Origin of the sequence: Mucilaginibacter corticis, from assembly GCF_007558865.1 — a bacterium.
GTDB classification, from domain to species: domain Bacteria; phylum Bacteroidota; class Bacteroidia; order Sphingobacteriales; family Sphingobacteriaceae; genus Mucilaginibacter; species Mucilaginibacter corticis.
Genome location: NZ_VLPK01000007.1, coordinates 14,306 through 40,771, shown reverse-complemented (window position 1 = coordinate 40,771; position 26,466 = coordinate 14,306). Strand labels below are relative to the sequence as shown.

The following is a 26,466-nucleotide window of genomic DNA, read 5'->3' as shown; positions in this document are numbered from 1 at the left end:
GCTTAACTGGTTTTTGAAGGATTCGGCCGCTGCCCCGACTTCCGTTTTTGATTTTCTGCGGCCGCGTCTATGGAATGGGTCCGGGTCAGATCGGCGTCTTTTTCAGCAAGCTCCGAAAGCCGGATATAAAATTTATACAAATGGTCCAGCTCAGCTTCGGTCAGGTCTTCGATATTGACCATGCGGTTACTGGTTCCTTCGTGCGAAGCCAATAGTTCATTTAATTTTAAGTGAATGGCTTTGGAATCCTTGTTTTGGGATTTCTGAATAAGGAATACCATCAGGAAGGTAACGATCGTCGTACCGGTATTGATCACCAGCTGCCAGGTTTCTGAATAATGAAACAATGGCCCGCTTACCGCCCAGACCACAACGGTTGCCGCGGCGATGATAAATGCGGCAGAACTCCCGGTGGCGACGGTCGCCCAGTTGGAGAAACGCTCAAAAAAACTTTTTTTCTTTTTCATTTTAATTCCATTTAATAGCTAAGCTGCTGTTACCCGGCACTGTATATTCAATATTGCCGTTTTTTACTTTCTTACCCGGCAGTTCAGCGTTTTGATTTTTCACGCTCAGTTCGGGCAATTTCTTTTTGCCGTTTTTAATGACCAGCAAGCGGCATTCCAACCTTTCGTCGCCTTTCACCTTCAGGTAAATTTCCCCCCTACTATGCTTAAAACTTCCGGTTGGATAGTCGAGATAGATCATAAACTCTTCACCCGGCACCTGGTAAAAATGCCGCGGAATAATGCCGAAAGCAACGCCTGCACCGTAAACTTCCTGGCCCACTGTGCCTGATTGTTCCCAGCCATCGTGTATGTCTTCAATGGCAATCCAAAGTTGATGATCGATCTGGCCTGTCTTGACATCATCGGAAAGCATTTCTTTGGGCAGGTTCGGCGGATAATAATATGGAGAACGGTTAACCACGTATTTAAGAAATTCCGGGATCAGTAATTTCACGGACGGCAATATATCCTCATCTTCAGCATACAACAGGAAGTTATGTAGTGCGGCAAATACCTCCTGTTCTTCGTAAGCTGCTGTATAGGGTGCGTCGTTCAGGGGAAACATGGCGAAGAATGTCGGATAATCTTTCGCATAACCGTAGTCACATTCCCAAAGCTGGATATTTTTAAAAATGCCGGCGATGCACAGGTAGGCGAGGTCAAGGTATTGCTGTTCTTTAGTTTCTTTGTAAAGCCAGAGCATCGCGTTTGCACCAAAAGCAGTATTGTTCGCCTGGTAAAAAAGATCGAAGCCCTTTCCATGCAGGGTCTTTGCCGCTTTTTTAGCCTCCAGCAGAAATTTGTTATCTTTAGTCAGCTCCCAGGCATGCAGCATCACCGAGGCGTATAGTCCGGCTACATCTTTTTCCCCGCCTTTACCGGGTTGCGTTTCCGCTTTGACTGGTTCCAGCGTTTCCATGTTGTACAATACCGGCCATTCATAATTGAAATGGTGCGCTACACGGATGGTAAAATCCAGCGAGTCCAAAAATAGTTTTTTACCTTGTTTATCACCGCGCAAAGCCATCCTTCCCAGGTTAAGTAAAGGGTGATGCAGATACCAAGCATCCATGACATTAGGTTTAAGCTGTTCTTCATCGCCGCTCAGCTCCTGTGCCAGTGCCGGGAGGAAACGCACGACGGTTTTGAGCTTTTCGCTATAAAATGCGTCCAGTCCGTTTTGTATCTTCCGGATCGCAGGAAGGTCTGCCTTGCACCAATCATAATAATCGATCAGCGGTAATAATACGGCGAGCTGCACCATCAGTTCAGGCGGCGTTTTATAATCAGCAACATACGCGTTCAAATAGTCCTGTTCAGCGCCGTGCGACCAGCAGCCATGACTAAACTCCAAATCATGGAGCCCCTGGTCAACCATGTCGGGCCAGCTATAATAGCTAGTTTGAGGTTTTGGCAATACGAGATAAACATCAGCCAGCAGATTAAGAAATTGTTTAGCTCGCGCAGCTTCATCTTTGGGATAGTCTTTGTTGAAAGCCAGAAAGGCATCCGCAATAACCAGCTCCTGGCCTGCCGGTATCGGTTTATCTTTGATGGTAGGCGGCAAAGCAAAACCCAGTTCCGGCCACTTACCGCCGACGGTATTACCCATTGAAGTTTCGGTCGCCTGCGCATAATCGTTGAGCGCGGTCAGGTTTTGAAAATAAAGTAAGGTACCGTCTTTAGGCTGATCGAATGTGAGATACAGCAAGCCGGAACGCGTACCTGCCTGGCTGATGTGCACGGTTTCTTTTTGTCCTCTCAAGACCATATCGCGCGGCCAGAAAGGCACCAGCAAGGATGTATTCGCTTTGAGTGTCGTCGTGTAGCGAATAATGGCAGTCTTTTCTGACGCAAATTCCAGTCGGACCCGGTAATCACCCATGGCCGCTTTTAATTGCACCGTAACGCCTGTCTCGTCCTCGGTTAGCGTTCCTAATTCCAGTCTATCGTTTGGTGCATAGGCCGGGCGAAGCAGCACCTGGGAATCGCCGGGGCAGGTAATGGAAATCCATAAGGACTGTTCAGCATGATGAACCGCAATGCTGTAATCGCCTAATTCCCGCTTGAAAATGGCGGACAGTTTTTTTGTGGCAAAAAGATGCAGGGCTGCGGCAGCCCAGGGTGAAAGTCCGTCCATAGCGATGTTGTAAGGGTTAGTCGAATCGTGTTAATAACTGATGCTAAATTTTTTTGTTTTAAATTTACTTTGAATTAAATATTTTAATTTAAAACATCGCGTCTCCCCTGGGGTTATATGAATGCGATCCTTCTCTACCCAGCCGCTTTCCGCACTATTCATTTACCATTAAATTCATTTTAATATGTTTCACCACGTTAAAGACTTACAATTCAATGCGCGTGTATCGCGCCCTGACCCGCGTTTTGCCAACTTATTATTAGAACAGTTCGGCGGTGAGAACGGCGAGCTGGCTGCGGCTATGCAATATTTCACCCAGGCATTCGGCGCCAAAGTGCCGCACCCGGATAAATATGATATGCTGATGGATATCGCTACCGAGGAGTTTTCCCATTTGGAGATCGTCGGAGCGACAATTCAAATGCTGTTAAAAGGCGTAAATGGCGAATTGAAGGATGCCGCCGAACAAAGCGAGATCATGGTTGCCATGAACGGAAAGGCCGAAAAAGAAAGCGTCATCCACGCTGCATTGTCCGCCAACCCGCAGTTCCCGATAATTACCGGCGGGGGCCCGACGCCACGCAACAGCCAGGGCGTACCGTGGTGCGCCTCATATATTAACTCCAATGGAGACCTGACGGTTGACCTGCGCAGCAACCTGGCATCTGAATCACGTGCCAAACTGGTCTATGAACACCTGATGAAATTTACGGATGACCCTTATATTCACGAGACGCTGGCCTTCCTGATGACACGGGAAGTGACGCACTATAAGATGTTCGAGGCGGCATTGAACAGCATCCAGCCTAATTTCCCGCCGGGCGTTTTGGCGGCCGATCCCCGCTTCCTGCAAAACACCTATAACTTGTCTGCAGGCACGGTTCGCGGCCCATGGAATGAAGGCGAGATCAAAGGAATGGGTAAAGATTTCGTCTATGTAGAAGACCCGATTGCCCAGGCCAGGAAAACGGAAGGCCAGACAAAATTACCTGATGATTTTAGCAAAGAGTTAAAAGCCACTAATAAAACGGATAAGCAAATGAGTGAAATCAAAAGTGCTGAAGTTAAAAATGCGGAGCCGGATGGTGTGGCACAGTGGAGCACTTATAACGAAAAGGAAAAATAAGATGGATGAGCATTTGTTCTTAAAGGGCCAGCGGGTAATCACCCCCGAAGGTGAAGGGGAGGTTGCCGATGCCATTGGCGATAAGGTCGTCATTAAACTGGATAACGGTACTACGCAGACTTTCTCTTCGAATGATGTGCATGATAATAACAGCGCAGGCTGAAGCGCAAATCAACTTAATCGAATAAAAAAATACTACCTATGGAATTTAATGAAAAAACAGTTGATGTGATCAATGATCTTATCAAAATCAACAATGACCGCATTGCGGGTTTTGAAAAAGCAGCATCAGATCTCGAAGGGGATGACAATGGCATCGTACCGGTATTTACCAAACTGGCCGACGAAAGCCGCCAGTACGTAGCTGAACTGACTGTAGTTGCGCAGCAGCATGACGGCGAGGTTGCCGAAGGTACCAGTACTTCAGGCGACCTGCACCGTGCCTGGATCGGAATTAAGGCAACATTTACCGGCAATGACCTGCTGTCCATCCTGAACGAATGCGAACGTGGGGAAGATGCGGCTAAAACCGCTTACCTCGACGCCTTGAATCCGGAATACGAACTGGATCCGGAGGTAGAATCTTTATTGCGCACCCAGCAGCAGGGAATAAACCAGGCACATGATACCATTAAGTCTTTACGGGACCAGGTCGATACGGAAGCAACCGGTGAAACAGAAAATGTTTATACGCCGGGCGGAGCCGCAACTGAAGATGATGATTTCACCCATCAGCCAGCCTTTGAAGGTGACGCAAGGGAATTTCAAGACCGGGAAAGATTTATTCCTGAACCGGAAAGCATTGAGCAGGAAGAAGCTTGGGAAGAAGAACAGGAAAGCGGTGAATCCAAATTAATGGAATTCTTTGTTAACGAGTTAAAGGACCTGCTTTGGGCAGAGCGTGAACTGATCGATACCCTGCCTGATATGGCAGAAGCAGCAACTTCCCCGGAACTGAAGAATGCTTTCGAGCTGCATTTATCGGAAACGGAAACCCATGTTGCCCGTCTTGAGCAAGTATTTGGCATTTTGGGCCTGGAACCGGAAAGCAGAAAATGCGAGGCAATGTCGGGGATAATAGATGAGGGCGATGAGATCATTAGTGCCACCGAGGAAGGCACCGCGCAGCGCGATGTAGGCTTGATCTTTGCAGGTCAAAAGGCGGAGCATTACGAAATAGCCTCTTATGGTGGCATGATCGCATTGGCAAAAACGTTGGGTTATTATGAAGTGGCGGAATTGTTCGTGCTGACGCTGGATGAAGAAAAAACTGCAGATGCCAAACTTACCGAGATTGCTGAAAACCAGGCGAATTATGACGCGAGCACGGAGCGTGCAGCAAATTAATAATAGGTGTGTGTGTTAAGAGGCGGCCGCATGGCCGTCTTTTTTAAGGATCCATCCCCTTTCTGTTACCTCCGCTTTCCTGAATGCAGCCCAAAATTCAGCAGCATCAGCGAAAGTAAGTTGTGGAATCAGCCTGACCTCAAAGTAAATTCGAAAATGCTTGCGCTCAAAAGGCCATGGCCGGACGGTTAGTGTGTCCGCAGCGAGCTCGACCAGATGATAGGCTTTATCCTCCGGTCCGTTGCTGATTTCGATGACCCTGGCTTCCGGTTGGTTTTCGTGTTGACATAATAACAAGGACAAAGCATCACACCATTCCAGTAAACGGTAATCCTTTTCTGCCTCTTCCCGGCTCAGTCCCAATTCTTTTCGCCAGCCTTTTTGTGCAATTTTTTGTCCTTGCAAAAACCTAAGGGCTTTGCTGTTATGCTGACATTGAGCGCCATAAACAAAATCCAGGTGCATCGAACACAGGAGCGCGATGTAGCGGCTCTTAGACAAAGCAAAGTCCATGGTCTGCGTGCAGTGCCGCTCCTCAAATGTTTTCATTTTGAAATCGACCGGGCCGCCAAGCGGCGTAAGCAAGTTATCACGTTCCAGTTCCACCTGCGCATCATCGTGATCGGCTATGGCAACCAACAGTTCTGTCCAGCGTTTGTGCCGGAATGAACTTTTCCATTGCTGTGCAAATTGTGCCGCCAGCAGGCCATGGGCCCGCTGTGTGATTACCTCCCAGCCATTTTCTGTATAACTGACAATCATCAGCGCCAGTTGTATGTTATGATCATTTTAAGTTAATTTCGTCATAATTTCCCGGATGGAGAAACGAGCGCCGCAGACAAATTCATCCGCCGCGCCGTAATAAATGGTCAGCTCATCGCCGTCCACGACATGCCCGTTGGTAAATACCACGTAACCAAAAAAACCGCTAAGTTCATAAGCTTCCGTCGGTACCATGATTGGCTCTTGGGTACGTCCGATCACCTTTGACGGATCATTCAGGTCCATCAAAAATGCGCCAAGGCAATATTGATTTTCAGCGTTTGCGCCATGATAAATTTCCAGCCAGCCCTGCTCCGTGCGGATGGGTGCTGCCCCTGCCCCAACCCGGGCACTGTCCCACATTCCCTGCCGGGTCTTAATCAGGCAATGGTGGTTTCCCCATTGCCGGCAGTCTGAGGATTCGGCCAGCCAGATATAATTGCCACCGATCTCTTTACTACTGGGTCGGTGCAGGCAATAGTACTTATCATTAAAATATTCCTCAAATATGGCGCAATCTTTATTATGCGGAGGCAGGATCATTCCGCCGGATTCAAAATTTAGCCAGTCCTTCGTAATTTTCAATCCCACGCCTACCCCGCTATCAGAAACAGCTGTATAGGTTAAATAGTAAGTATTGTCGATCTGACTTACCCTGCAGTCTTCGATTCCGAAACGCTCCAGGTAGCCTTTGCCGAACAGTGCTGCATTAACCGCAGGCTGGGTAAAATGCACACCGTCATCGCTGCACAATAAGCGCAAATGTGATACTGTGGTTAAATAATCCAGCCCTTTATAATTGATGACCCGGGCGTCGGTCGCAACCAGATCAGGGTCATTCAATGGCACCTCGACGATTTCGGTATTACCGGTGGCATTGAGTGCCGGAAAAAAAATCACGCCGTCTTTTTGCGCAATACTTTCAGCGACCCTAACCAATAGCCAGGTTCTGTCTTCAAAACGAAATACGCCAGGGTTAAGCAGGCTGATGATTTGAAAGCCTTCGACGCTTGGCTTTAGGTCCTTCGGTAATAACAAGGGGTTTTCCGGGAAACGCCGGGCGAGGTCTTTTTGTATGGCCATAGTATAACTACAAAGACATAGCCGCACTGTTTGAACTATCTCACATATTATTAAACAAATTATTTTACTTCAGGTTAAATAGATATATCAAAACTAAAATCTACTTATGAAAGCAGCAGTATTTCACAAACCCGGCGATATCCGATATGATAACGTTGAAGATCCGCGACTGGAGCAGGACACGGATGTTATTTTAAAAGTGACTTCAACGGCGATCTGCGGTTCGGACCTCCACATCCTAAGTGGTGGTGTGCCGCAGCCCAAACCAATGGTGATGGGCCATGAGTTTATGGGTATCGTCGAAGAAGTGGGCAAGAGTGTAAAAAACTTAAAGAAAGGCGACCGGGTGGTCGTACCTTTTCCTATTTCCTGCGGGCACTGTTTTTTCTGCCAGCATGATGCCTCGCCGGCCTGTGAAAACTCGAATTACAAGCACTATGGACCGGATGGGGACATGGCCGACCAAAAAGGAGCGGCGCTATTTGGTTATACCGATTTGTACGGCGGCTATTCCGGCGGACAAGCCGAATATGTCCGTGTTCCCTATGCCGATATCAGCCCGAGGGTAGTGCCAGAAAACATGACAGATGAACAGGTTCTGTTTTTGACAGACATATTTCCCACCGGCTGGTCAGCAATCGACTGGGCGCAGCTTAAAGGCGGAGAAGTGGTGGCTATTTTCGGCTCGGGACCGGTAGGTCTAATGGCGCAAAAAGCGGCCTGGATCAATGGCGCCAGCCGGGTGATCGCGATCGATCCGCTCAACTACCGCCTGGAAAAGGCTAAAGCCGTCAATAAGGTAGAAACGCTTAACCCGCATGAAGTTGACGTGGTGGAAGCTATTCGTGCAATGACCGGCGGCCGCGGTGCCGACGTTTGTGTTGACGCAGTCGGCTTTGAACCTGAACGTGATATCCTCGATAAGGCCAAGGCGCTTTTTAATTTCGAAGTGGGCAGTATGAAGGTACTCGATATGGCTTTCAAAGCCGTGCGCCGGATGGGTACGGTTTCTATCATGGGCGTGTACGGCTCAACTTATGACAACTTCCCATTGCACCGGGTCTTTGATAAAGGCATTACTTTAAAAATGGGACAGGCGCCGGTGTTGAACTATATCGATCACCTGATCGAACTGGTTAAAACCGAAAAGGTAGTATTGGACGATATCATCACCCACACATTGCCATTAAGTGAAGTTACCCATGGCTACGAAATCTTTAACAAGAAAGAAGAGGACTGCGTGAAAGTGGTGCTTAAACCCTGGGAACAGCGCAAGGAAACCAATACAGAACCAGTTAAAATAGAGAACTAATGGAAAATCAAAAAACAGCGTTGATCACCGGGGGCACCAGCGGAATCGGCAAAGAACTGGCAAAACTGTTTGCCAAAGATAAATACAACCTGATTATTGTCGCACGCGACCAGGCTGAGCTGGACAGCACGGCCGCTGAGTTGGGGTCAGACGATGTGAAGATAACAACAATCGCAAAAGATCTTTCCGATATGGAGCAGGCGAAAGCGCTGTGTTCCGAAATTACTGAGCAGATTGACGTTCTGGTTAATGATGCGGGGCAAGGGGTTTACGGTTTATTCACCGAAAATGACCTGGAACGCGAACTGGGAATTATCCACCTAAATGTATGTGCCACAGTCATCCTGACCAAACATTTTTTAAAAGAAATGGTCAACCGTGGCAATGGCAAAATATTGAACCTTGGTTCGGTTGCCGGTAAATTGCCCGGCCCCTGGCAGGCAGTTTATCATGCCACCAAAGCATTTGTTTTATCTTTTACCACTGCGGTTCGGGAGGAAGTTAAAGACAGCGGCGTAACACTGACCGCTTTGATGCCGGGTGTAACGGATACGGATTTCTTTAACAAAGCGGGCATGAACGACAGTAAAGCCGTGCAGGATAAAGATGCTATGGCCGATCCGGCTGAGGTTGCGAAAGAAGGCTACGATGCGCTGATGGCAGGTAGAGACCGCGTGATTGCCGGCTGGAAAAACAGCGCGGAGGTTCATGCTGCCAACTTAATGCCGGACAGTACGGTCGCCCACCAGCTTTATGAACAACAAAAACGGGTAACGAAACAGTAGATCATGGCAAAGACTCCAAAAAAACAAAACAGGCAGCCGGGTATCGAGGCCAGGATGGATCCGGCACCGGAATACATCAAAAGCAGCTATACCGGTTCGGGAAAATTACAAAATAAGGTTGCCCTGATCACCGGCGGTGATTCCGGGATCGGCCGCGCGGTCAGTGTCCATTACGCCCGCGAGGGCGCGGATATCGCTATCGTTTATTTCAATGAAGATACCGATGCCAATGAAACCAAAACCTTAATTGAGACCGAAGGCCGGAAATGCCTGCTGTTGAAAGGCGACGTTAAAAAAGCGGCATTTTGTAAAAAAGCGGTGGCGGCCACGGTAGAGAAATATGGTAAGCTGAACATCCTGGTCAATAACGCGGGGATGCAGTTCCCGCAAAAGGATCCGAAATCCATCGATGAACAGCAACTGGAAAATACCTTCAGAACCAATATCTTCGCTTATTTCCATTTTGCCAACGAGGCGTTGGAATACTTGCAGGAAGGCGATTGTATCATCAATACCACTTCAGTTACGGCTTACCGCTCCTCCCCCAACCTGATCGATTATTCTTCGACCAAAGGGGCGATCACCAGTTTTACCCGTTCGCTGGCAACCAACCTGACCGACAAAAAGATCAGGGTCAACGCGGTTGCGCCCGGCCCGGTCTGGACGCCGCTGATCGTGGCTACTTTCGACGAGGAAAAGATCAAATCATTCGGCAGCGAGACGGCCATGAAACGCGCGGGTCAGCCTTCCGAAGTGGCACCGGCTTATGTTTTCCTGGCTGCTGACGACGCCTCATTTATTACCGGGCAGGTGATTCACGTCAACGGTGGCGAAGTGGTCAACGGCTAATCTCATGTAAAGTGCATTATTAACAAGTTGAATATAAATTTTAGAAACAAAATCAAATGAAAGACAACACCATTGAGCGCAGAGATTTTTTAAAAAAATCCATGGCATTAAGCGCAGGCCTGACATTAGCAGGCGGTATGCTACAATCATTTAATGCCGGGGCAGCAACTGTTGTCGATCATCCTATGGCAGCAAATGAAAAGGAATTCCGGATGGGGGTTATCGGCCCTGCCGAACTATCGCTGGCGACCAGCCAAATTGCAGTGAACAAAGCTACCAACAAGAACGCGAAAGAATTTGCCGGTTTTGAGTTGGGCGAAGCAATTGCTGTGACCGGTGTGCTGAAAGACCTGGGGACACCCGTGCCGGCCATGGATGCCAAGGCAAAAGCCACGCTGGAAAAAATTAAATCTACCCCGGCAGGACCCGAGTTTGACAAGGTCTACATCCAGGCGCAGTTGGAGAACCATGAGTTTCTCCGCGATCTGGCACAAAATTACATCAGCAAAGGGAAAATGGCCGGCGCGGCTGAAAACCAGGGACGACACCTGGCTACATTATCATTGGCTGTATTTAAAGAACACGTAGCCATTACCAGCAGGATTTTAAAAGAGCTGGGTGCTTAAAAAAAACCTATGAAAGAAGAAAGTAAAATGACCCGGCGCCAGGTGGTGGCCGGGTTAGGGACTACGCTGGCAGCAGCAGCGGTAGTACCCGCATTCGCCGGGAACGGATTGAATTTGAAACCGGCAGATGGCGTAAAAATCAGCGATCCCACTACCCTGCATCCCAAACCGCCCTTTAAAAGTCAGCCCCAGCCCTGGCCAGGCCTGCAAAGTAAAATGGACCCGGTACCGGATTGCGGGGAAACCAGTTATAAAGGCTCCGGTCGTTTGATGGGCCGGAAGGCACTGATCACCGGCGGCGACTCCGGCATGGGGCGTGCTGCTGCTATCGCATACGCACGTGAGGGAGCGGATGTCGCGATCAATTACTACCCTACCGAAGAGCAGGACGCGCAGGAAGTGATCGCACTGATCAAAAAGGAGGGCCGTAAAGCCATTGCTATTCCCGGCGATCTGCGCAGTGAAGAGTTTTGTAAATCTTTGGTACAGAAAGCCATTGCCGGTTTGGGCGGTCTGGACATTATCGTGAATAATGCGGGACGCCAGCAGTCGATCAATTCGATTGTGGATGTAACTACTGAAGAATTCGATTCGACGATGAAAACGAATATTTATGCGCCATTCTGGATCATACGCGAAGCATTGCCGCATTTACCCGCCGGTTCGGCCATTATCGGCACGACTTCCGAGCAGGCTTACGATCCTTCACCGGATCTTTATGCCTATGCACAAACGAAAGCGGCCACTATGAATTATGTGAAATCGCTGGCGAAACAATTAGGGCCGAAAGGCATCCGGGTGAACGGTGTTGCACCAGGTCCGATCTGGACAGCGCTGCAGATCAGCGGCGGCGCGCAGCCGGAAAAACAGCAAATGTTTGGCAGCTGGACAATGCTCGGACGGCCGGGACAGCCCGCTGAACTGGCTTCTATCTATGTGCAATTGGCGGCAGCTGATGCCAGCTTTGCCAGCGGGCAGGTTTATGGTTCTTCAGGAGGGGTCGGACAGCCATGAGAAAAGTATTGCTACTAACTTTATTGGGTTTTGGTACCATGGCCAAAGCCCAGATCCCGCAACCGGATCCGGATACTACGGCCAAACATTTTTTGATTGTCGCGAGTATCAAGAACTTGCAGGAGGTCAGCGCGGGCCGGCAAGCCGCACAAAAAGCGATGCGCCCCGATGTAAAAATGTTCGGGCAGATGATGGAGAAAGATCACGGCGATGCCGAACAAAAACTGCTGGCCTTGGCTAAAAACCTGGACATGACTTTGCCGTCCGCCTCAACCGGCGGCATCCAGCCTGATTTAGAACTGGTAAACGCAGGAGACAAATTCGACAAACTGTTCGTACATGGCATGGTTTCCGGGCACGGTAATACGGTGCAAGTTTTTGAAAATTACGCGACCGTAGGCAAAAATCCTGCTGTGAAAGCCTTTGCGCAGGAAATGTTGCCGAAACTGAAACAGCATTTAGCGGAGATCAAAGCCATCGAGGAAAAAATGAAATAACGATACATGCGTACCATCACATTAGAAGAACATTTCGCCACGCCGCTTTTTATCAGTGGCCCGGGCCAGGACATTAATAAACAACCAGAGATCGCAGAAAAATTGCTCGAACTGGGTGAGAAACGCATTGCGGAAATGGACAGCGCCGGCATCGATATGCAGGTGTTGTCCATTAATGCGCCAGGTGTTGAGCAATGCCCGGCAGGCGAGGCCATCATACTGGCAAGAGAAACCAACGACCGGCTGGCGCTGGCCGTAACGTCTTTTCCGGATCGTTTTGCGGGTTTGGCAGCTATTCCAACCCCGGATGTAAAGGCGGCCGTTGCCGAACTGGAACGCGCCGTACAGGGTCTTGGTTTTAAGGGTGTGGTGATCAACGGACATGTGAACGGAAGGTATTTGGATGACCCTTATTTCCATCCTGTCTTTGAAACCGCCTCACGCCTTCAGGTGCCGATCTACCTGCACCCGACCAAAGCACCGGAAGCAATCACGAAGACCTACTACAGCGGCTTTTCGCCACAGGTAGACGACCTGTTTGCGCGGGCTGGCTATGGCTGGCACATCGAGACTGGGGTACACATCATCCGCCTGATCCTTGGCGGCGTGTTTGACCGTTTTCCCGATCTGCAACTGATCATCGGACACCTGGGTGAGTCCCTTCCCTTTATGCAGGAGCGCATGGACAAAATATTCGCCCAGCAAACAACCGGCTTACAGCAGCCCATCAGCTACTACCTGAAGCACCATGTACATTATAGCATAAGCGGTTTTAACTTTACAGCCCCTTTTCAGACCTTACTCACCGAAGTCGGACCATCGCGTATCTTATTCTCGGCGGATTATCCCTACGCATCTATGGAAGCTGCGCGCAAGTTTTTGGATAAGCTGCCGGTAAGTGATCATCAGCGGGAAATGATTGCTCATGGCAATGCCGAAAGACTGCTAAAACTCTAAACCATGCCAGTGAATTCCACCCTGTTTTCCTGGTGCCGTTCGATACTTAGCATCTGTAATGAATTTTTGTTAACTTGTTGGTAATGAACCTGAAAACTTTCTGACTACATTTTCTAAGTCGATCAAATCAAATGGCTTTTCCAGATAAGCATCTGCGCCTACTTCATTTGCAATTTTTTCTAAACCCATTTCTCCCGAAAAAAACAAAACAGGAATGTACCGGGTAAATGGATTTGCCTTTAATTCTTTGCAAAAAGCACTTCCAAGACCAGAATTCAAACGGTTGTCTAAAATGATAATATTGGGATTCATGTAAATGACACGTTCTATGGGAATCAGGTCATTAACAGAAATAATCTCAAAGGCGCTTTCAAAAATAAGCGTGACGACTTCTGCGGTATCGGCATCATCCTCTATAATCAATATTTTTTTCAAAGCAACAAATGTAATTGATGAATCAGCCTCAAATATAAATCATTTTTGTTCTAATTTAATTATTTAAATTTAAAGAAAATAGAAAAAACTTTATAAATTGCCTTTGCGTAATTGTCGTAACAATATTGCCATCTTATATGCCTTTGAATATTAAAAAAACTTTGTTGAACATCAGACAACGCCGTGAAAACTTACAATATAGCCAGGAATATGTTGCATCCAAATTGAAACTCACCCAACATGCTTACAGTAAGATTGAATGCGGAGTGACCGAAATTACGCTAAGGCGTTTGGGTGAAATCTCTGACATCCTGTTAACAAGACCTTCTGCTTTAATCGAATCTTAATGGAAAAGCGGTCATCAGTTCAACAAAAAAGGCGTCTGTTTTTTTAAAATGATATGCTACTTCAGGTTTATTTCCAAAGCAGCGAAGTTAAGTTTTGGCTACTTCTATGAACAAAGCCAATAATCAGGAAAGCCGGCTGAGCACGATGATCAATTTGATGTCCTGGCCAAGTCATAAATTTGCTCGTCTGCAGGATTAACTATAACTTAAAAGCGTTTTTTTCTTACGCTGCTTATTGACGCTATACGGTTTCAGGCCAGCCCGTATACTGTGTACTGCGGTTGTCGTTGGCTGATCCATAGCAAAAAACAACAGGTAATTTTCCATAGACTTAAGCGGTTGGCGATAGGATATTTATGTTAATCATTATTCTGCGATTGATCCCATGAGGCAGGGTTGTCGAAGATATCGCTCAATTGTCCAATCAGTCGTGCACGTGACAACTGTCCAATTCCAACTGATCATAAGCGATGTAGCTAAAATGCACCCTCGTTTTTCGAAAGTGATGAAGCCGTAATATTCCGGGTCGCCTATATTTACCAGTTTCAGGGTTCTTTCCTGATCCAGGCTAAGCAGCGAGTTGCCGGCACCAATAGTATCAGCTGGTCTTGTAATTCAACAAATTAAGGAGTCATGAAGCAGATTTTCCATCCTGAACAATGACTGCTAAAGGGCGTGTCGCCGGGCCGTTTAAAACCTTACCCTCAATGTCATAGCGCGCGCCATGACAAGGACAATCCCAGCTCCTTTCCTCGCCGTTCCAGTTAACGATACAACCCGCATGCGTACAAACAGGGCTGAGCGCGTGGATCAATCCGGCCTCATCACAATAGGCCGCTATCTTTTCGCCGTTGACATCAAGCACTTTTCCGGTTCCCGGCTGTAATCTTTTCAAAGAATCACTTTCGTGGATGCCTAAACGGTCGGCCACGAAATGATAGACTACATCCGCATTTTCTTTGACGAATTCGCTAAAACTGTCAACGGGTTTGAGGCGTGAAGGGCTGAATAAAGCTTCGTATTTATTCTTTTTACTGGTTATCAGGTCGCACAGTAACTTGCCGGCCATACTGCCTAGCATCATGCCGTTACCATTGTACCCCGTTGCACAATAGATACCTTCAACGCTCATGGGCAATCGCCCGATATATGGCAACCCGTCCACCGGCACATAATATTGTGATGACCAGCGGTATTTCACCGAGGATATACTGTAGTATTTCCGGATATACCTCTCCAGATCAGCGAAAGCCTTTTCAGGGTCTTCATGGCCCGTCTTATGATCATGGCCGCCGGCTATTAACAGTTGCTGGCCATCGATCGTATGGGAACGCACATAATGATACGGTTCCTGCGAATCGTAGATCAGCGCGTCGGGATATTTGCCGCTTTTGAGTTTTACCGCCATGACGTAACTGCGGTAAGCGGCACATTCAAAATTGAACAGGTTAATATTGGGCGGCATGTGCGTAGCGTAGATCACCGCATTCGCCTGTATGGTGACCGCGGCAGATGATGCAAAATGTATTCCATCCTTGGTCTCTACGCCAGAGACAAGCGTATTTTGAAGCACCCTGCCACCGGAAGCTAAGAAAGCTTCCTGCAAGCCCTGCAGATATTTCAGCGGATGGAACTGAGCCTGCCCTTCCCAAACCAATGCTTTTTGAAAAGGAACCGGCGTAGGTACGTCGGTGGTATAATTAACCGCTACACCCACTTTCACCGCGCCCTCGTAGATTTCGTCGAGCTGTTTTACCTCGTCCTCATTTTCCGCGTACAAAAAACCCGGCTTGCTTGAAAAGTCACAGTCAATCTTCAGCGCCGCCGACTGGTCTCTGATCAGTGTAAGACCCTCAGCGATGGCTTCCTTAAACAGTTTTGCGCCCGCTGCACCAAAAGCGCGCTCAGCTTCCGGATAGGTTGTGTCGGCAAACGTATTGATGTGTGCGCTGGTGCCACCGGTCGTGCCGAAGCCCGGTGTATATGCATCGGCTATGATTACCTGCTTACCTGCCTGCTGAAGCAGCAGTCCGGCTGTCAGACCGGTAATGCCGGCCCCAACAATCAGTATATCACAGGTCTGACCTGGTATTGCGTTTACGATTCTGTTTTTAATCAATAAACTTTTTTGCCAGGGGCTTTCCCTGAACCCGTCGCGGGATAGCGTTTGAAAATTTTCCATTGTCATAATCATACTACAATACTTAGCCCCTACAGTTTTGGAATAGTTGATAATTCATAAAATCAATAATTTGCTTAACAGGCAATCCAACAGGCGCCTACCCGATTTCTTCTAAAAACTGCATTCGAGTCTGGAAGATCCCAATACGGTTTTCGCCACGTTTAATTTAGGAGGCGTCCCGCGGTTCGATGTTGTCTACCTGTCGATGCAGCTTTTGCAGATCGATATCTTCCTTCATGTCTTCCAGCTCACCATCCTGTTCATCGTTACCCATTTTTTTTGCGTTTTATGCAGCATGTGCAGGATTTTGGTTATTTCATGTACGGCGCATACCTTTACCTCAACTCTACCTGCTGGCGCAATTTTTCCAATCTGTTCTGCCGTCTCTGACTCATCAATACGGAGACGGACAGGATAACGTCGAATACGGAAACCACCATTTCCAACCCTGCAAAGGGGTACCGGTCAAACGGCTTTACATCAAGTAATAAGCTCGTGTTCCATGTGATCCAGCTCATAAAAAGTGTGGCAGAGGCATAAAAAACGTAAACTGCCGAAGGTATCGGTGATCAGGAATGCGAGCCTATCGCCGGGACTTTTTTTATCATCCAGATTAGCTTCAGCAATTCGCTGACCGAACCACACGAAGCGGGTAAATTCTGTGAATTCATTTGATTCTGTTTCAAAGGAAAAACAATTTTTTAGCGCTCGAGAAGCACAAATACTGAATAATTATTGATCCTTAATATTGCCTTACAGTTGGGCAGGTTTTGACAGTGTGCGATCAAAAAAGCTGTATCCCATTTAATTTGGCAAATGACTAACAATGCAAGCTGCTGCTTGTTGCGTTTAAACAATTCATACATTATGAAAAATCCATTGGAAAAAAATGATCACAAAATACTGATCGCAGGCGTTATAATCGGTGCAGTTGCCGCTGGCGCAGCCGCGTACCTATTACTCACCGAGGATGGCGCGGAGTTGCGCAAACAGCTAAGTGCGCAATTGGAAAAATTTCTTGGCCGGGACGCGCAGGAAGACGAAGCGATAGCTAATGAAGGCAAGTAAGATCTTATGGATCCTGGCTTTTGTCTGCCTGATCGATTCCATTGGTTTTGGTATAATGATCCCACTGATCTATAGTTACGGTAAAAAGTTCGGACTGAATAAAGAAACGCTTGGCTTATTAACGGCAGCGTATTCATTAGCGCAATTCTTTGCAACGCCGATATTAGGAGGCATGTCCGATAAGATCGGACGCAAACTTCTGCTGGTGATTTGCCTGTTTGGCACCTGTTTATCGTTTGTGTTATTTGGAATGGCAGGAAGTTTAACCATGCTTTTTCTTGCCCGTATACTTGACGGACTGACGGGTGGCGATATTTCGGTGGCCCAGGCGATGGTTGCGGACATTTCACCCTCATCGGAACGCGCAAAAAACTTCGGCATCTTAGGTTCCGCTTTTGGTCTGGGTTACGTGATCGGGCCGGCTATCGGCGGTTTACTCAGCGGTTTTGGAATTACGGTCCCTTTCTTTTTTGCGGCCGCCCTATCATTAACCGGCGCTTTGCTCAGTCTGATCTTTTTGAAAGAAACCCATCCCAAGAAGAACACTAAACAAGCGAGGTTCATTTACCGCTCACTCTTTACCATTTTTAAACGCCCGGTGGCCGGTCCGGCTGTTCTCACCGGGTTCCTTTTGACCACGGCGCAATTTGTGATGCTGATCGGTTTCCAGACCTTCTCCAGCGATAAATTGAAATTAACGCCGACACAGACCGGTCTGTTTTACGGCGGTTTTGGCCTAACAGGAATCCTGATGCAAATGGGCGTTCCGCTGATCAATAAATGGATTTCATCGCGGGCATTAATTTTATTGGGATCCACAATATGTTGTGCAGCAGCAATGCTCTTTTCCGGTTTAGCTACGGGAATGATTTCCTTTGCAATCGGTATCGGTGCCTATGGGTTTTTCAACGGGCTGCGCAACCCGATGCTTAATGCGATCATAGCCGATCACAGTAAGGTCAGTGAGCAAGGTGAAATTATGGGGATCAACCAAAGTTATACATCTATCGGACAAGCTGTGGGTCCTGCCATTGCAGGATTGGCTGCAGCTATTTCCTTGCAAATGCCGTTTTTCCTGGCGGGGGTTTTGATTCTGGCGGGTCTGGCAGCCAGTATCCGCTTAAAGCACAGGGCGACCGAATAATTAAGATGAAATAGTTGGTCTAAACGTCCTTGTTGCTGGGCTGTTACATTAAAGAAAAAATCGATTTTATCCTAAAAACGTTTTTACGTAAACAACATGAATAATAAAGCGAACATCGCGCAGTTTATTATTGAAAAAGCTAAGGAACGCGGCGCGCTCAAAAGTACATGCCCGTCAGAAATTGCCCGCGAACTATACCCGGCAGACTGGCGAAAACATATGGCTGAAATCAGGTTTGCCGCCATTGACCTGCATAAAAGTGGAAAAGTTAAGCTTACACAAAAAGGAATAGCAGTAGATCCCGATCACTTTAAGGGACCGATCAGGATCAAAATCGGTAAAAGCTGATTTTCACGATTAAAACGCATACCTGATCACGCAATAGGGAATCAGTTCCGTGCATAGATTGACCAATTCATTCACCAGCTCCCCCTTCAGGTTGTTTTTGTACCGTACGTTACGCTGACCGGTTTGGCTGTACTTGACCTGCTGGATATCCGGCCGCCACAGCACCTCTTCGCCCTTGGGATGCCAAAGCAGGTTAACGTTGTGCAGCGCTTCGTTATGCGTCAGGAAGATAATTTCGGTAGCCAGCTGGCGCTTGACCCCTTCACTCAACACTTCATTCATTTCGGTAAACAACCTGCGCCAGTCCTCCAGCCAGCCATCGTAATAAATAACGGGAGCAAATGAGACATTCACCTCATATCCGGCTTCGTAGAATTCATTCATCACGGCGATCCGGTCGCTGATCGGCGTAGTTCGGACATCGACCAGTTTGGACATCGTGTGCGGCATAAGGCTAAATCGAATCCGAGTTTTGCGCTGGGGGTTATAATTCAGCATTTCCCGGTTCACAAACTTAGTGGCGAAGGTAAGCTTGGCATTGGGCAGCGTGGTGTATAAAGCGATGAGGTCTTTGACATTATCACAAATAGCGGCGTCTGCTGAACAGTCCCCATTCTCACCGATCTCATATACCCAGTATTCCGGATCGATCGCGTCAGGCAATAATTTTTTGCCCTGGCGTCCTGCATGCCTCGTGAGGTAGCCCATGATCTGCTCGATATTGACAAAGGTAGTGATCGGATTGGCATAACCCTTTCTCCGCGGGACGTAACAATAGGAACAGGACATGGTGCAGCCATTGGACTGGCTGGGAGCAACCCAGTGAGAGCTGCGGGTGTTGGGGCGCGCACTCAGGGCTTTCTTGGTTCCCAGTATCAAAACATTTTTTTTGTTCCAGAGCCAATCTTCTACGGATCCCTCAAACCCAAAAAGCTCCGGGATTTGGTTATGCGAGGGCACTTCGATTAGTTTTGCGTCCGGATATTTGGCCAGTATTTCCCTGCCGCGCGGAAATTCAAGGACGTTGGGCTCATGATAGATCTCATGAATGGTCAGCAGATGGTCGATTGTTTTTTCGTGCAGCATGGCTTAAGCATCTTCTTCCGGAGGAGTTCCGCGAAAGGTGTCCAGGGTGGTGATTGGTTCCAATTTTACCGGCTGGCCGCTCTTGGCCGAAACATAAATCGCTTCCATGATCTTCTGATCCTGCAGTCCTTCTTCACCAGGCGTGTAAGGTGTTTTGTTTTCCAGGATGCACCGGGCAAAATGATCCATCTCCAGCGCAAACTGTTGTGCTTCTTTGATGGAAGGAGCGATCTTTACCTCTTGTTTTCCTTCGGCATATGCACCTTCCATTTGCAAGCGCTCGTAATCAAAAGCCGGATCGAGACCGAAATAGCCACCCTTATCCCCGAAACAACGGTAGCGCCGCGACTGGTGGACACCGTAACTGGTTGAGGCATTTACCAATGCCCCACCCGGGAACTGCATTTGCCATAATACGGTTTCCTCAACTTCCTTGAACCGAACGTCGCCCGGCGTGCTATACAACGTAGCGGTCACCGTATGTGGTTCTTCTCCTAAAAGGTAACGGGCGGTATTTAAACAATACAGGCCGATATCGGGTAAGGCGCCGCCGCCGGCCAGCGCCTTATGCAGCCGCCATTGCGCAAGGTCACCAATATTTTGGGAATTGTGCAAATCAATCAGCTTAACTTTGCCGAATTTTTGTTCGCGCACCCAATGTTTGGCCAGGCGGTTATGCGGTTCATACTGGATGCGGTAAGCCACCATCAGTTTCTTACCGGCCTGCTTACAGGCATCGATCATTCGCTGGCAGGCCTGGGCCGATGTGGCCATAGGTTTCTCGCAAAGTACATGCTTGCCCGCTTTGGCGGCGCGTACAACATATTCTTCATGCATACTGTTGGGCAGCACAATGTAGACCGCATCGATCTCCGGGTTATCTTTGATATGATCGAAATTCTGGTAGTTGTAAATATTTTTAGGATCTATGCCGTATTGAGCGGCAATCTTCTTTGCTTTTCCGGCATCACCGCTGACCAAGGCCACCGGTTTCGCATATTTGCTTGCGCCAAAGCCGGGTAAGATCTGGCCCAGGGAAAGATTGCCCAAACCGACGATAGCGTAACCGATCCGTTTCTCCTTCGGCATAGCGATAGAAGAAACCGCTTGCTCCTTTTCCGTCGCTTGTTCCAGCGGCGGCAGTTTAACGGTGATCAGATCATCGATGTTTTTATTTGTTTTCATATTCGTTGCTGCGCCGGCAGGAAGCCCGCCAAGCAATGCTGCGCCGGCAAGACCGGTTCCTGCTTTATTTATAAAATCTCTTCTTTCCATAGTAAAAAAAGCCGCCCTTTTGGAGGCGGCTTCTATTGATAGCTTGATAAATTACTGTTTTGCAGTATCGCGCAAAGCCTTGATCTGATCATGTGCGGAATTGATTTCCTGCGCCTGGTTTTGTACCGTGGCAATTGCATCAGCCGGTAGATCCTGGCTGTTTAAGGCATCCTGGTAAGCTTTCTTGATCGCATCCTCTCCCCTTTCGGCTTCTGATAAAATGCCGGCACGGTCGCTGCCGCCAAAGATTGATTTCACATCGATCCAGGCCCGGTGCAAACTACCACTGGCGCTCGTTCCGGTTACTACCTCATCTGTATTTCCGATGATGGCAGCCAGTTCCTGGCCGTTTTTACGGCTTTGCTCTGCATAACCCTGAAATAATTCTTTCAGGTCGATGTTTTCATCTTTGATATCCGCAATAGCTTTTTCAAAACCGGCTACGCGGTCATTGTTGATTTCGATCAGGTCGTTCAAAACGCCTGTTGCATTTTCTGTAGTTGACATAATATTTTTCTTTTTAGATAGGTAAACCTTTAATCTAATATCATGCCACTGATGATTAAACGGATGAATTCTTGCCTCAAGCCCTCACTTATTACTAGCAGCGCGGTGTGACCGGATTCGATCTATCATTGTCATATGCGAATAATGCCCCCGGCATTGTAATATCAGCTGTCCACTTTAATAAGCGAAGGAGGGCCGGTTTGCTACATAAAAACGTTTAGTAGCAGGCACGCAAACGCCAAACCCTACTGGTAACACCTTTGCTGCACCCGCATTATTATTCACTTAAGGAATTATAATATGAGATTACAACCATACATTGTCGCTGTCATCCTGATCATAGGCTGGGCGATTGAAACACTTGCCTACCCCGCCCCCGGCCTGATCCACATATTGCTGGTTATCGCTATCATTTCTTTAGTGGAGCGTTTCCTGAAAAGAGACACTACTACTGTTCAGATTAGAAGATGACGTTACCTGAGGCACGGCTTGAGCCCTATGCCCTTATTCCACGGAGATTACCCGCCATCTTATAAAAACCGGCCCCCTTCTAAAAGCTAAAGGGGGTGATCGCTACTGAAATCATCCTGGAAAGATCGCTAGTCCTCGAAATAAATTATCAATGCGGCAAGTCTATTATCACCTCGATGTACCGGAAATATCTTTCCGAAATGCGCGGTACATGCTGGAAGGCACCTGAATTAACCGGCATATTATGCATAAATACGCTTTAATGAAGTCAGCCCGGATATCCGGCAAATAAAATTTCTTTAAGAAGAAAAATTTCGCTGATCATTTTATAACAAATGAATCGAAACAACGCGCCTTAAATACCTGTTGAGTAAAGAAAACTAAAGCCATGATGACAGCTAACGAAAATGACCTGGGCGGTGCTACAAACCTCAACCTGGAACAATTGAAAAAAGAAGGCGGATCTGCCAATCACCACCAGGAGACAGAAGCCACCAATGATCGAAATGAAATCAGGGCGTCTGACGATCTGGATGAGCCAGGTGAAGATGATGATTTAGATGCCACCGACGCAGAAGATGATCTCGAAACAACTGACACAGATGATGATCTGGAAGACTCGGAAAACGGCGATGATTTAGATGACGATTCGGCCGATATCCCGGAAAATAATACTTAATGTTGTTGACAAGCTGATGTTGTGGAAATTTGAAAGAAATTCAGTTCCGCAGTATCAGCTTGTTCGTAAATCCCATCTTTATTTTTTATGACTGTCTTGCACGCTGAAGACAGCCCTGATGTCTGTGGCGATAGGCTCGGGCAAAATTGAATTGCCCTTAATGCTTACATTGATCCAATCATTCGTTTCGTTCGGCTCGATGAGCACATATTGGGTAATATAGGATTTTGTGATTTCAAAAAACTCGAAATACTTTTCTTCTATTTCTTTTAATGCCTTATGAACCGCTTCGTATCTTGTCATTATCAGTAGGATTTGCCCATACAAATAAACAAATAATATGCCACAGCACACTTGGATATAACCAGGAGCTGCCAAAAAGTTGCTGCCTTTCTCCATCAATCTAACAATTCTTTTTCATCGTGGGACAGCAATATTAATTCCGTATTTAGCATGTTGCTTATAGAAGCTTGTTGGCACTACGTTTGCATGTCAACTGATAATGACAAACGATCAGCAAGTACACGAGTTTTTGAGCAGACCATTCCGATCAACAAATAGTCTTTTGGAATTTAATTTTTATTTTCAAACCGACCGCCAGGGCTTGATGGAAGTAGTCTACCTGCTGAGAGAAAAGGTGATTCTTTAAATTTGATATAGAATCAAATGGTTATATGCCTGAAATAAAATTTGAGGACGTCGAAATAACACTGAAAACCGGAGAAATCATATCAGAGATCAACTTTTCCGTAAATGAGGCAGTGTATTGTTTTACCAACCAAATTGAACGGATATGGAGAAAAAATTACAATGAAGCGATTTTATAAGTATTAATAGAATTACAGGCGAAATACCTAATTTTTACCTAAAATGCTATAAGTAATGCGCGGTAATTTCGTGGAACAGGGCTTTGTCTTCGCACGCGTCATCATAGCATTCCAGTAGTAATTGGCTTACTTCCGGCAGGCCGAGGCCATCGGCTACCAGCAACATCGTCTTAAAAGAAGCGGTTTCAATACTTTCAATGTTATACATATAAAATAGCACTGACATATCCCGTAAAGCCGGACTATCACCGGCTACTCCAGTTGATTGAAACGCTTCGTCTAACAAGCCCAACAGGCCGGTACAACTTTCCGGGTGGTACCAGGCATCCATTGCAATGTAGATTTCTTTCATGCGCATTATTTGCATGCGAACTGCTTCGGTCGTTTCAGCGATGGCTTGCTTCAGGTCAAGAAAATGCGAAATCTTTTCCAGCAGCGGCAACTTTTCAACCAGCTGGGTTTTCGCGCAGTAAATTCGGTGCAGGTGACTTAGCAAAAAATGCCGCAGGTCATCTTGATTTAGCGCGGTCGCTGGTTGTCGTGGTTGGTTTTCCATAACTGAATACTTTAAATCTGACCAATTATTTTATACGGCCGGAGGGATTGGCATTTCCTTTGTTACTTTTAGCTGAATCCTTGTCTGCGCTGTCTTTAGCAGTGGTGTCCAAGTTTACCGGCCCACCGTGGTTCATACTGGTCGTATCCCGGCTGATGGTTGCTTTATTACGGCTTTGATCGCAAGCAATCATTGTGAACATGATCAGTAAGACCGTTAACGGATAAATAGGATGCCTGTTATTTTTCATATACTTCATTTGATTTCATTTTTTGTGCCGCGTCAAGGTGCATTTTCAAAATTGGCAGTGTTTTTTTCACAAAACCCAACATAGCAGTGTCTTTCACAATCTTTGTTCCTCTTTCAAACTCCTCGATGTCTTCTTTATGGTCCTTGACCATCGCGTCAGCATAAGCCTTGTCAAAGTCTTTTCCGGTTTTGCCACTCAATTCGGCTTTTAACTTCAAACCATCCTCACCCAGTTGTTGCGGCAGGGTGATCTTTCTGTCTTTGGCTAATTGTGCCAGTTCCACATTGGCTGCACTATGGTCTTTAACCATCATAGCGCCGAAATCTTTGACTCCCTGGCTGCTTCCTCTTTCCTGGGCTAGTTTCCCCAGTTCAACTTCAACCAAGCCGCCGGCAGCAGCTTTCACGGCGAAGTCTGCATCATCCTTACTGATTTCTAACGCGTTGGGTACGACGTGCATTTTTGCCCCTGAATCCCTGGTCATGTTTGTGCTGTCCGCCCGGGCAGTACTGTCTTTTTTTGATCCGCTGCAACCCGCGAGCGCCAAAGCCATGATGGCGATATATTTGGTATTTCTCATAATTTTCAAATTAAAATCTAATGATCAAAAAGATTCGGCCATGAACTAATGCCTATAATTGTAACCGATTGCAGGACATTTAGTTTTTAACTTATTCAAACAGTTTACTTTCAGTGCGGCTTTAAAATTGACTTCCGGCAATCTAACCTCCGGTCAATCGGAATACAAAAGCCATTTAAAACACGTAGTCCAGGCAAATTTTATAATATAATATTAATATAACCTCATAGTTTCTAAGCAGCCAGCTTTTTCAACCGGGTGTCATCGCTACCCGTGCCATATACCGCTCTGAGTGCCAGGTTGCCCAGCCGCCAACGGGTTTTCACCGTTCCTAATGAAATATTAAGCGACTCGGCCACTTCAATATGTTTGTAGCTTTTATAATAAATAAGATGAAAGATAATTTTCTGTTCCGGCGTCAAAAGATTCAACAGCGAGCTTACACCAATACTATCGGTGTTAATCACGGTCTGATTACATGCATCCGCGTTATCCAAATGCCGGGCAATAGTAACCATCCATGTAAATAAACGGCCCTTTTCTGCATCGTATTGCTCAATAGCGTTCCAGATCCTGACAAAAGTCTCTTGCAATAAATCCTCAACAGCTTCTTCATTAATCACAATTTTCACGATCACACCATATAAAGTTGTCGCGTACATATGGTACAAAGCTTCCGCACCCATCCTTTCTTTTTCCAATATAGCAGCGACCAGTTCTTTTTCGGGAAGCTTTAGCCCGGTTGATTTCGTCTAATAAGCTTAGGATCTTAAAGCGTTGAAGCCTGCAATTTCCCGGAACTGATCCATGGTAAAAGGCTTGGAAATAAATTGCTTGACAAAAGTGTATCCTGAAGCGCGTTCCCGATCGGATTTTCTAACAGATGCTGTTAAAATGTACACATTGATCTCTTTACACAAGGAAGCCCTGATTTCTTCGTAAGTATTCAGGAAATTCCAGCCGTCGTTTACCGGGATGGAAAGGTCGACGAATATTACATCCGGTAAATTGGCTGCCAATTGTTTATTTAAAGATAGGTAATCTATTAGCGCCTCAACTTCAAAGTGATGATAAATATGATGGAAGAAATTGGGTTTATTGGCGAAAGTAAGAATGCGGTGAAACAAATCATCATCATCCAAAACAAGGAGGGTCTTAGTTTGCAAACATGTATTTATTTATGGAGGTGTTCAATTAGCCAGAAACAACAATCGTACCATGGAGTTGGCTTGCTTAATGCCTGGCCTAAGTCGAAAACAGTTGTGCTAATTAAAGGGCTGCCTGTCCGAAATTAAGGTGACATCAGCGGAATACTGATCGCTATCGATCAAAAACTATCCACTGTTAACCCACGTAAATAAAAAAGATGGAAACGATATTATTTAAAGTTGAGAAAGTCCTCAGGAACATTCGTGCACGCAGATGTGAAATGAATTTAACGCAATATGATATGGCAGATAAACTGTCCATGAGCCAACATGGCTACGGTAAAATCGAAAACGGTTTTTCACAGTTAAGCATTGAACGCTTTATGGCAATAGCAGAAGCCCTTGATACGCCGTTTACACATTTCATCGATGTGTAAAATCTGGCGCGGTTATTTGCCCTAAATCCGGAAAGCTACATGCTTTATTCTAATTCCAGCACCAGCCAGCGCCCTTTGATAAAGAGCGAAAATGATTGTTTTAGGGGTCCCCGAATACT

At 46.8% G+C, this 26,466-nt stretch carries 33 protein-coding genes; 17 read left to right on the top strand and 16 right to left on the bottom strand.

Annotated features, from left to right (window positions below; all coding sequences use genetic code 11):
- Positions 1–2: 2 nt before the first annotated feature.
- Positions 3–467 carry a low affinity iron permease family protein gene (locus tag FO440_RS22920; RefSeq protein WP_144250652.1) on the bottom strand — a complete coding sequence of 155 codons (465 nt, stop codon included), beginning with the start codon at positions 465–467 and terminating at the stop codon, positions 3–5.
- 1 nt (position 468) lies between these two features.
- Positions 469–2,649: a hypothetical protein gene (locus tag FO440_RS22915; RefSeq protein ID WP_144250651.1), complete on the bottom strand. Its 2,181-nt coding sequence runs from the start codon at positions 2,647–2,649 to the stop codon at positions 469–471.
- A 184-nt stretch (positions 2,650–2,833) separates the two neighbouring features.
- On the opposite strand from FO440_RS22915, the gene FO440_RS22910 reads away from it, so the two are divergent.
- Genes FO440_RS22910 through FO440_RS24945 form a run of 3 tightly spaced genes read left to right on the top strand, consistent with a single transcriptional unit; the run spans position 2,834 to position 5,122 of the window.
- A complete protein-coding gene (locus FO440_RS22910) occupies positions 2,834–3,775 on the top strand; it encodes a manganese catalase family protein (protein WP_144250650.1) in 942 nt (313 codons plus the stop codon).
- Position 3,776: 1 nt separating this feature from the next.
- A complete protein-coding gene (locus FO440_RS24605; RefSeq protein ID WP_186292770.1) occupies positions 3,777–3,938 on the top strand; it encodes a hypothetical protein in 162 nt (53 codons plus the stop codon).
- 38 nt (positions 3,939–3,976) lie between these two features.
- Entirely contained in the window at positions 3,977–5,122 is a 1,146-nt protein-coding gene (locus FO440_RS24945) for a DUF892 family protein (RefSeq protein WP_144250649.1), read from the top strand.
- 15 nt (positions 5,123–5,137) lie between these two features.
- On the opposite strand, the gene FO440_RS22900 is transcribed toward FO440_RS24945, so the two are convergent.
- Complete coding sequence (locus FO440_RS22900; protein WP_144250648.1) at positions 5,138–5,884, bottom strand: DUF3891 family protein; 747 nt, start codon at positions 5,882–5,884, stop codon at positions 5,138–5,140.
- A gap of 27 nt (positions 5,885–5,911) precedes the next feature.
- Positions 5,912–6,967, bottom strand: a complete 1,056-nt coding sequence (locus FO440_RS22895; RefSeq protein ID WP_144250647.1) for a glycoside hydrolase family 130 protein — start codon at positions 6,965–6,967, stop codon at positions 5,912–5,914.
- A 106-nt stretch (positions 6,968–7,073) separates the two neighbouring features.
- On the opposite strand from FO440_RS22895, the gene FO440_RS22890 reads away from it, so the two are divergent.
- From FO440_RS22890 to FO440_RS22860, 7 genes are read left to right on the top strand one after another with little or no spacing between them, the layout of a single operon-like run.
- Positions 7,074–8,279 (top strand): zinc-dependent alcohol dehydrogenase, encoded by a 1,206-nt coding sequence (locus FO440_RS22890; protein ID WP_144250646.1) that lies wholly within the window; start codon positions 7,074–7,076, stop codon positions 8,277–8,279.
- Positions 8,279–9,064 (top strand): SDR family NAD(P)-dependent oxidoreductase, encoded by a 786-nt coding sequence (locus FO440_RS22885; RefSeq protein ID WP_144250645.1) that lies wholly within the window; start codon positions 8,279–8,281, stop codon positions 9,062–9,064. Before FO440_RS22890 ends, FO440_RS22885 begins: the two co-directional genes overlap by 1 nt.
- A 3-nt stretch (positions 9,065–9,067) precedes the next feature.
- Positions 9,068–9,913 carry an SDR family oxidoreductase gene (locus FO440_RS22880; RefSeq protein ID WP_144250644.1) on the top strand — a complete coding sequence of 282 codons (846 nt, stop codon included), beginning with the start codon at positions 9,068–9,070 and terminating at the stop codon, positions 9,911–9,913.
- A gap of 56 nt (positions 9,914–9,969) precedes the next feature.
- Positions 9,970–10,539 carry a DUF4142 domain-containing protein gene (locus FO440_RS22875; protein WP_144250643.1) on the top strand — a complete coding sequence of 190 codons (570 nt, stop codon included), beginning with the start codon at positions 9,970–9,972 and terminating at the stop codon, positions 10,537–10,539.
- A gap of 9 nt (positions 10,540–10,548) precedes the next feature.
- Positions 10,549–11,553, top strand: a complete 1,005-nt coding sequence (locus FO440_RS22870; RefSeq protein ID WP_144250642.1) for an SDR family oxidoreductase — start codon at positions 10,549–10,551, stop codon at positions 11,551–11,553.
- Positions 11,550–12,050: a DUF4142 domain-containing protein gene (locus FO440_RS22865; protein WP_144250641.1), complete on the top strand. Its 501-nt coding sequence runs from the start codon at positions 11,550–11,552 to the stop codon at positions 12,048–12,050. The genes FO440_RS22870 and FO440_RS22865 overlap by 4 nt, the downstream gene beginning before the upstream one ends.
- A gap of 6 nt (positions 12,051–12,056) precedes the next feature.
- Positions 12,057–13,007: an amidohydrolase family protein gene (locus FO440_RS22860; RefSeq protein ID WP_144250640.1), complete on the top strand. Its 951-nt coding sequence runs from the start codon at positions 12,057–12,059 to the stop codon at positions 13,005–13,007.
- Positions 13,008–13,076: 69 nt separating this feature from the next.
- Here the strand turns inward: FO440_RS22860 and FO440_RS22855 are convergent, their stop codons facing one another.
- Positions 13,077–13,442: a response regulator gene (locus FO440_RS22855; protein ID WP_186292769.1), complete on the bottom strand. Its 366-nt coding sequence runs from the start codon at positions 13,440–13,442 to the stop codon at positions 13,077–13,079.
- Positions 13,443–13,579: 137 nt separating this feature from the next.
- Between FO440_RS22855 and FO440_RS25160 the strand changes: the two genes are divergently transcribed.
- Positions 13,580–13,789, top strand: coding sequence for a helix-turn-helix domain-containing protein (locus FO440_RS25160; RefSeq protein ID WP_144250638.1), 210 nt, complete (start codon positions 13,580–13,582; stop codon positions 13,787–13,789).
- A 631-nt stretch (positions 13,790–14,420) separates the two neighbouring features.
- On the opposite strand, the gene FO440_RS22845 is transcribed toward FO440_RS25160, so the two are convergent.
- Positions 14,421–15,971 (bottom strand): FAD-dependent oxidoreductase, encoded by a 1,551-nt coding sequence (locus FO440_RS22845; protein ID WP_144250637.1) that lies wholly within the window; start codon positions 15,969–15,971, stop codon positions 14,421–14,423.
- A gap of 335 nt (positions 15,972–16,306) precedes the next feature.
- The gene (locus FO440_RS25155; protein ID WP_394348383.1) at positions 16,307–16,534 is read right to left on the bottom strand and encodes a DUF1003 domain-containing protein; all 228 of its coding nucleotides are present in this window, start codon (positions 16,532–16,534) and stop codon (positions 16,307–16,309) included.
- Positions 16,535–16,838: 304 nt separating this feature from the next.
- Between FO440_RS25155 and FO440_RS22835 the strand changes: the two genes are divergently transcribed.
- The 3 genes from FO440_RS22835 (at position 16,839) to FO440_RS22825 (ending at position 18,531) form a co-directional block, all read left to right on the top strand.
- Positions 16,839–17,039, top strand: coding sequence for a hypothetical protein (locus FO440_RS22835; RefSeq protein WP_144250635.1), 201 nt, complete (start codon positions 16,839–16,841; stop codon positions 17,037–17,039).
- Entirely contained in the window at positions 17,026–18,183 is a 1,158-nt protein-coding gene (locus FO440_RS22830; protein WP_144250634.1) for an MFS transporter, read from the top strand. Before FO440_RS22835 ends, FO440_RS22830 begins: the two co-directional genes overlap by 14 nt.
- Before the next feature lie 96 nt (positions 18,184–18,279).
- Positions 18,280–18,531, top strand: coding sequence for a DUF3253 domain-containing protein (locus FO440_RS22825; protein WP_144250633.1), 252 nt, complete (start codon positions 18,280–18,282; stop codon positions 18,529–18,531).
- A gap of 9 nt (positions 18,532–18,540) precedes the next feature.
- Here the strand turns inward: FO440_RS22825 and FO440_RS22820 are convergent, their stop codons facing one another.
- The 3 genes from FO440_RS22820 to FO440_RS22810 are packed head-to-tail and all read right to left on the bottom strand — an operon-like array spanning position 18,541 to position 21,399.
- Positions 18,541–19,617 (bottom strand): spore photoproduct lyase family protein, encoded by a 1,077-nt coding sequence (locus FO440_RS22820; RefSeq protein WP_144250632.1) that lies wholly within the window; start codon positions 19,615–19,617, stop codon positions 18,541–18,543.
- Between the two features lie 3 nt (positions 19,618–19,620).
- Positions 19,621–20,892 (bottom strand): Gfo/Idh/MocA family protein, encoded by a 1,272-nt coding sequence (locus FO440_RS22815; protein WP_144250631.1) that lies wholly within the window; start codon positions 20,890–20,892, stop codon positions 19,621–19,623.
- Positions 20,893–20,943: 51 nt separating this feature from the next.
- Positions 20,944–21,399, bottom strand: coding sequence for a ferritin-like domain-containing protein (locus FO440_RS22810; protein WP_144250630.1), 456 nt, complete (start codon positions 21,397–21,399; stop codon positions 20,944–20,946).
- Positions 21,400–21,699: 300 nt separating this feature from the next.
- On the opposite strand from FO440_RS22810, the gene FO440_RS22805 reads away from it, so the two are divergent.
- On the top strand, positions 21,700–21,870 hold the full coding sequence (locus FO440_RS22805; protein ID WP_144250629.1) for a lmo0937 family membrane protein: 171 nt from the start codon (positions 21,700–21,702) through the stop codon (positions 21,868–21,870).
- A gap of 388 nt (positions 21,871–22,258) precedes the next feature.
- Positions 22,259–22,549, top strand: coding sequence for a hypothetical protein (locus FO440_RS22800; RefSeq protein ID WP_144250628.1), 291 nt, complete (start codon positions 22,259–22,261; stop codon positions 22,547–22,549).
- A gap of 78 nt (positions 22,550–22,627) precedes the next feature.
- Here FO440_RS22800 and FO440_RS22795 read toward each other — a convergent pair whose 3' ends face one another.
- From FO440_RS22795 to FO440_RS22775, 6 genes are all read right to left on the bottom strand, one after another.
- Positions 22,628–22,852, bottom strand: coding sequence for a hypothetical protein (locus FO440_RS22795; protein WP_144250627.1), 225 nt, complete (start codon positions 22,850–22,852; stop codon positions 22,628–22,630).
- Between the two features lie 570 nt (positions 22,853–23,422).
- Positions 23,423–23,932, bottom strand: a complete 510-nt coding sequence (locus FO440_RS22790; protein WP_144250626.1) for a DUF892 family protein — start codon at positions 23,930–23,932, stop codon at positions 23,423–23,425.
- Positions 23,933–23,957: 25 nt separating this feature from the next.
- Positions 23,958–24,182, bottom strand: a complete 225-nt coding sequence (locus FO440_RS24600; protein WP_186292768.1) for a hypothetical protein — start codon at positions 24,180–24,182, stop codon at positions 23,958–23,960.
- Complete coding sequence (locus tag FO440_RS22785; RefSeq protein ID WP_144250625.1) at positions 24,172–24,762, bottom strand: DUF4142 domain-containing protein; 591 nt, start codon at positions 24,760–24,762, stop codon at positions 24,172–24,174. Before FO440_RS22785 ends, FO440_RS24600 begins: the two co-directional genes overlap by 11 nt.
- 233 nt (positions 24,763–24,995) lie before the next feature.
- Positions 24,996–25,463: an RNA polymerase sigma factor gene (locus FO440_RS22780; RefSeq protein WP_246104303.1), complete on the bottom strand. Its 468-nt coding sequence runs from the start codon at positions 25,461–25,463 to the stop codon at positions 24,996–24,998.
- Positions 25,464–25,523: 60 nt separating this feature from the next.
- Entirely contained in the window at positions 25,524–25,928 is a 405-nt protein-coding gene (locus FO440_RS22775) for a response regulator (RefSeq protein ID WP_186292767.1), read from the bottom strand.
- Between the two features lie 200 nt (positions 25,929–26,128).
- Here FO440_RS22775 and FO440_RS22770 point away from each other — a divergent pair, with 200 nt between their 5' ends.
- The gene (locus tag FO440_RS22770; RefSeq protein ID WP_144250623.1) at positions 26,129–26,347 is read left to right on the top strand and encodes a helix-turn-helix domain-containing protein; all 219 of its coding nucleotides are present in this window, start codon (positions 26,129–26,131) and stop codon (positions 26,345–26,347) included.
- Positions 26,348–26,466: the final 119 nt, after the last annotated feature.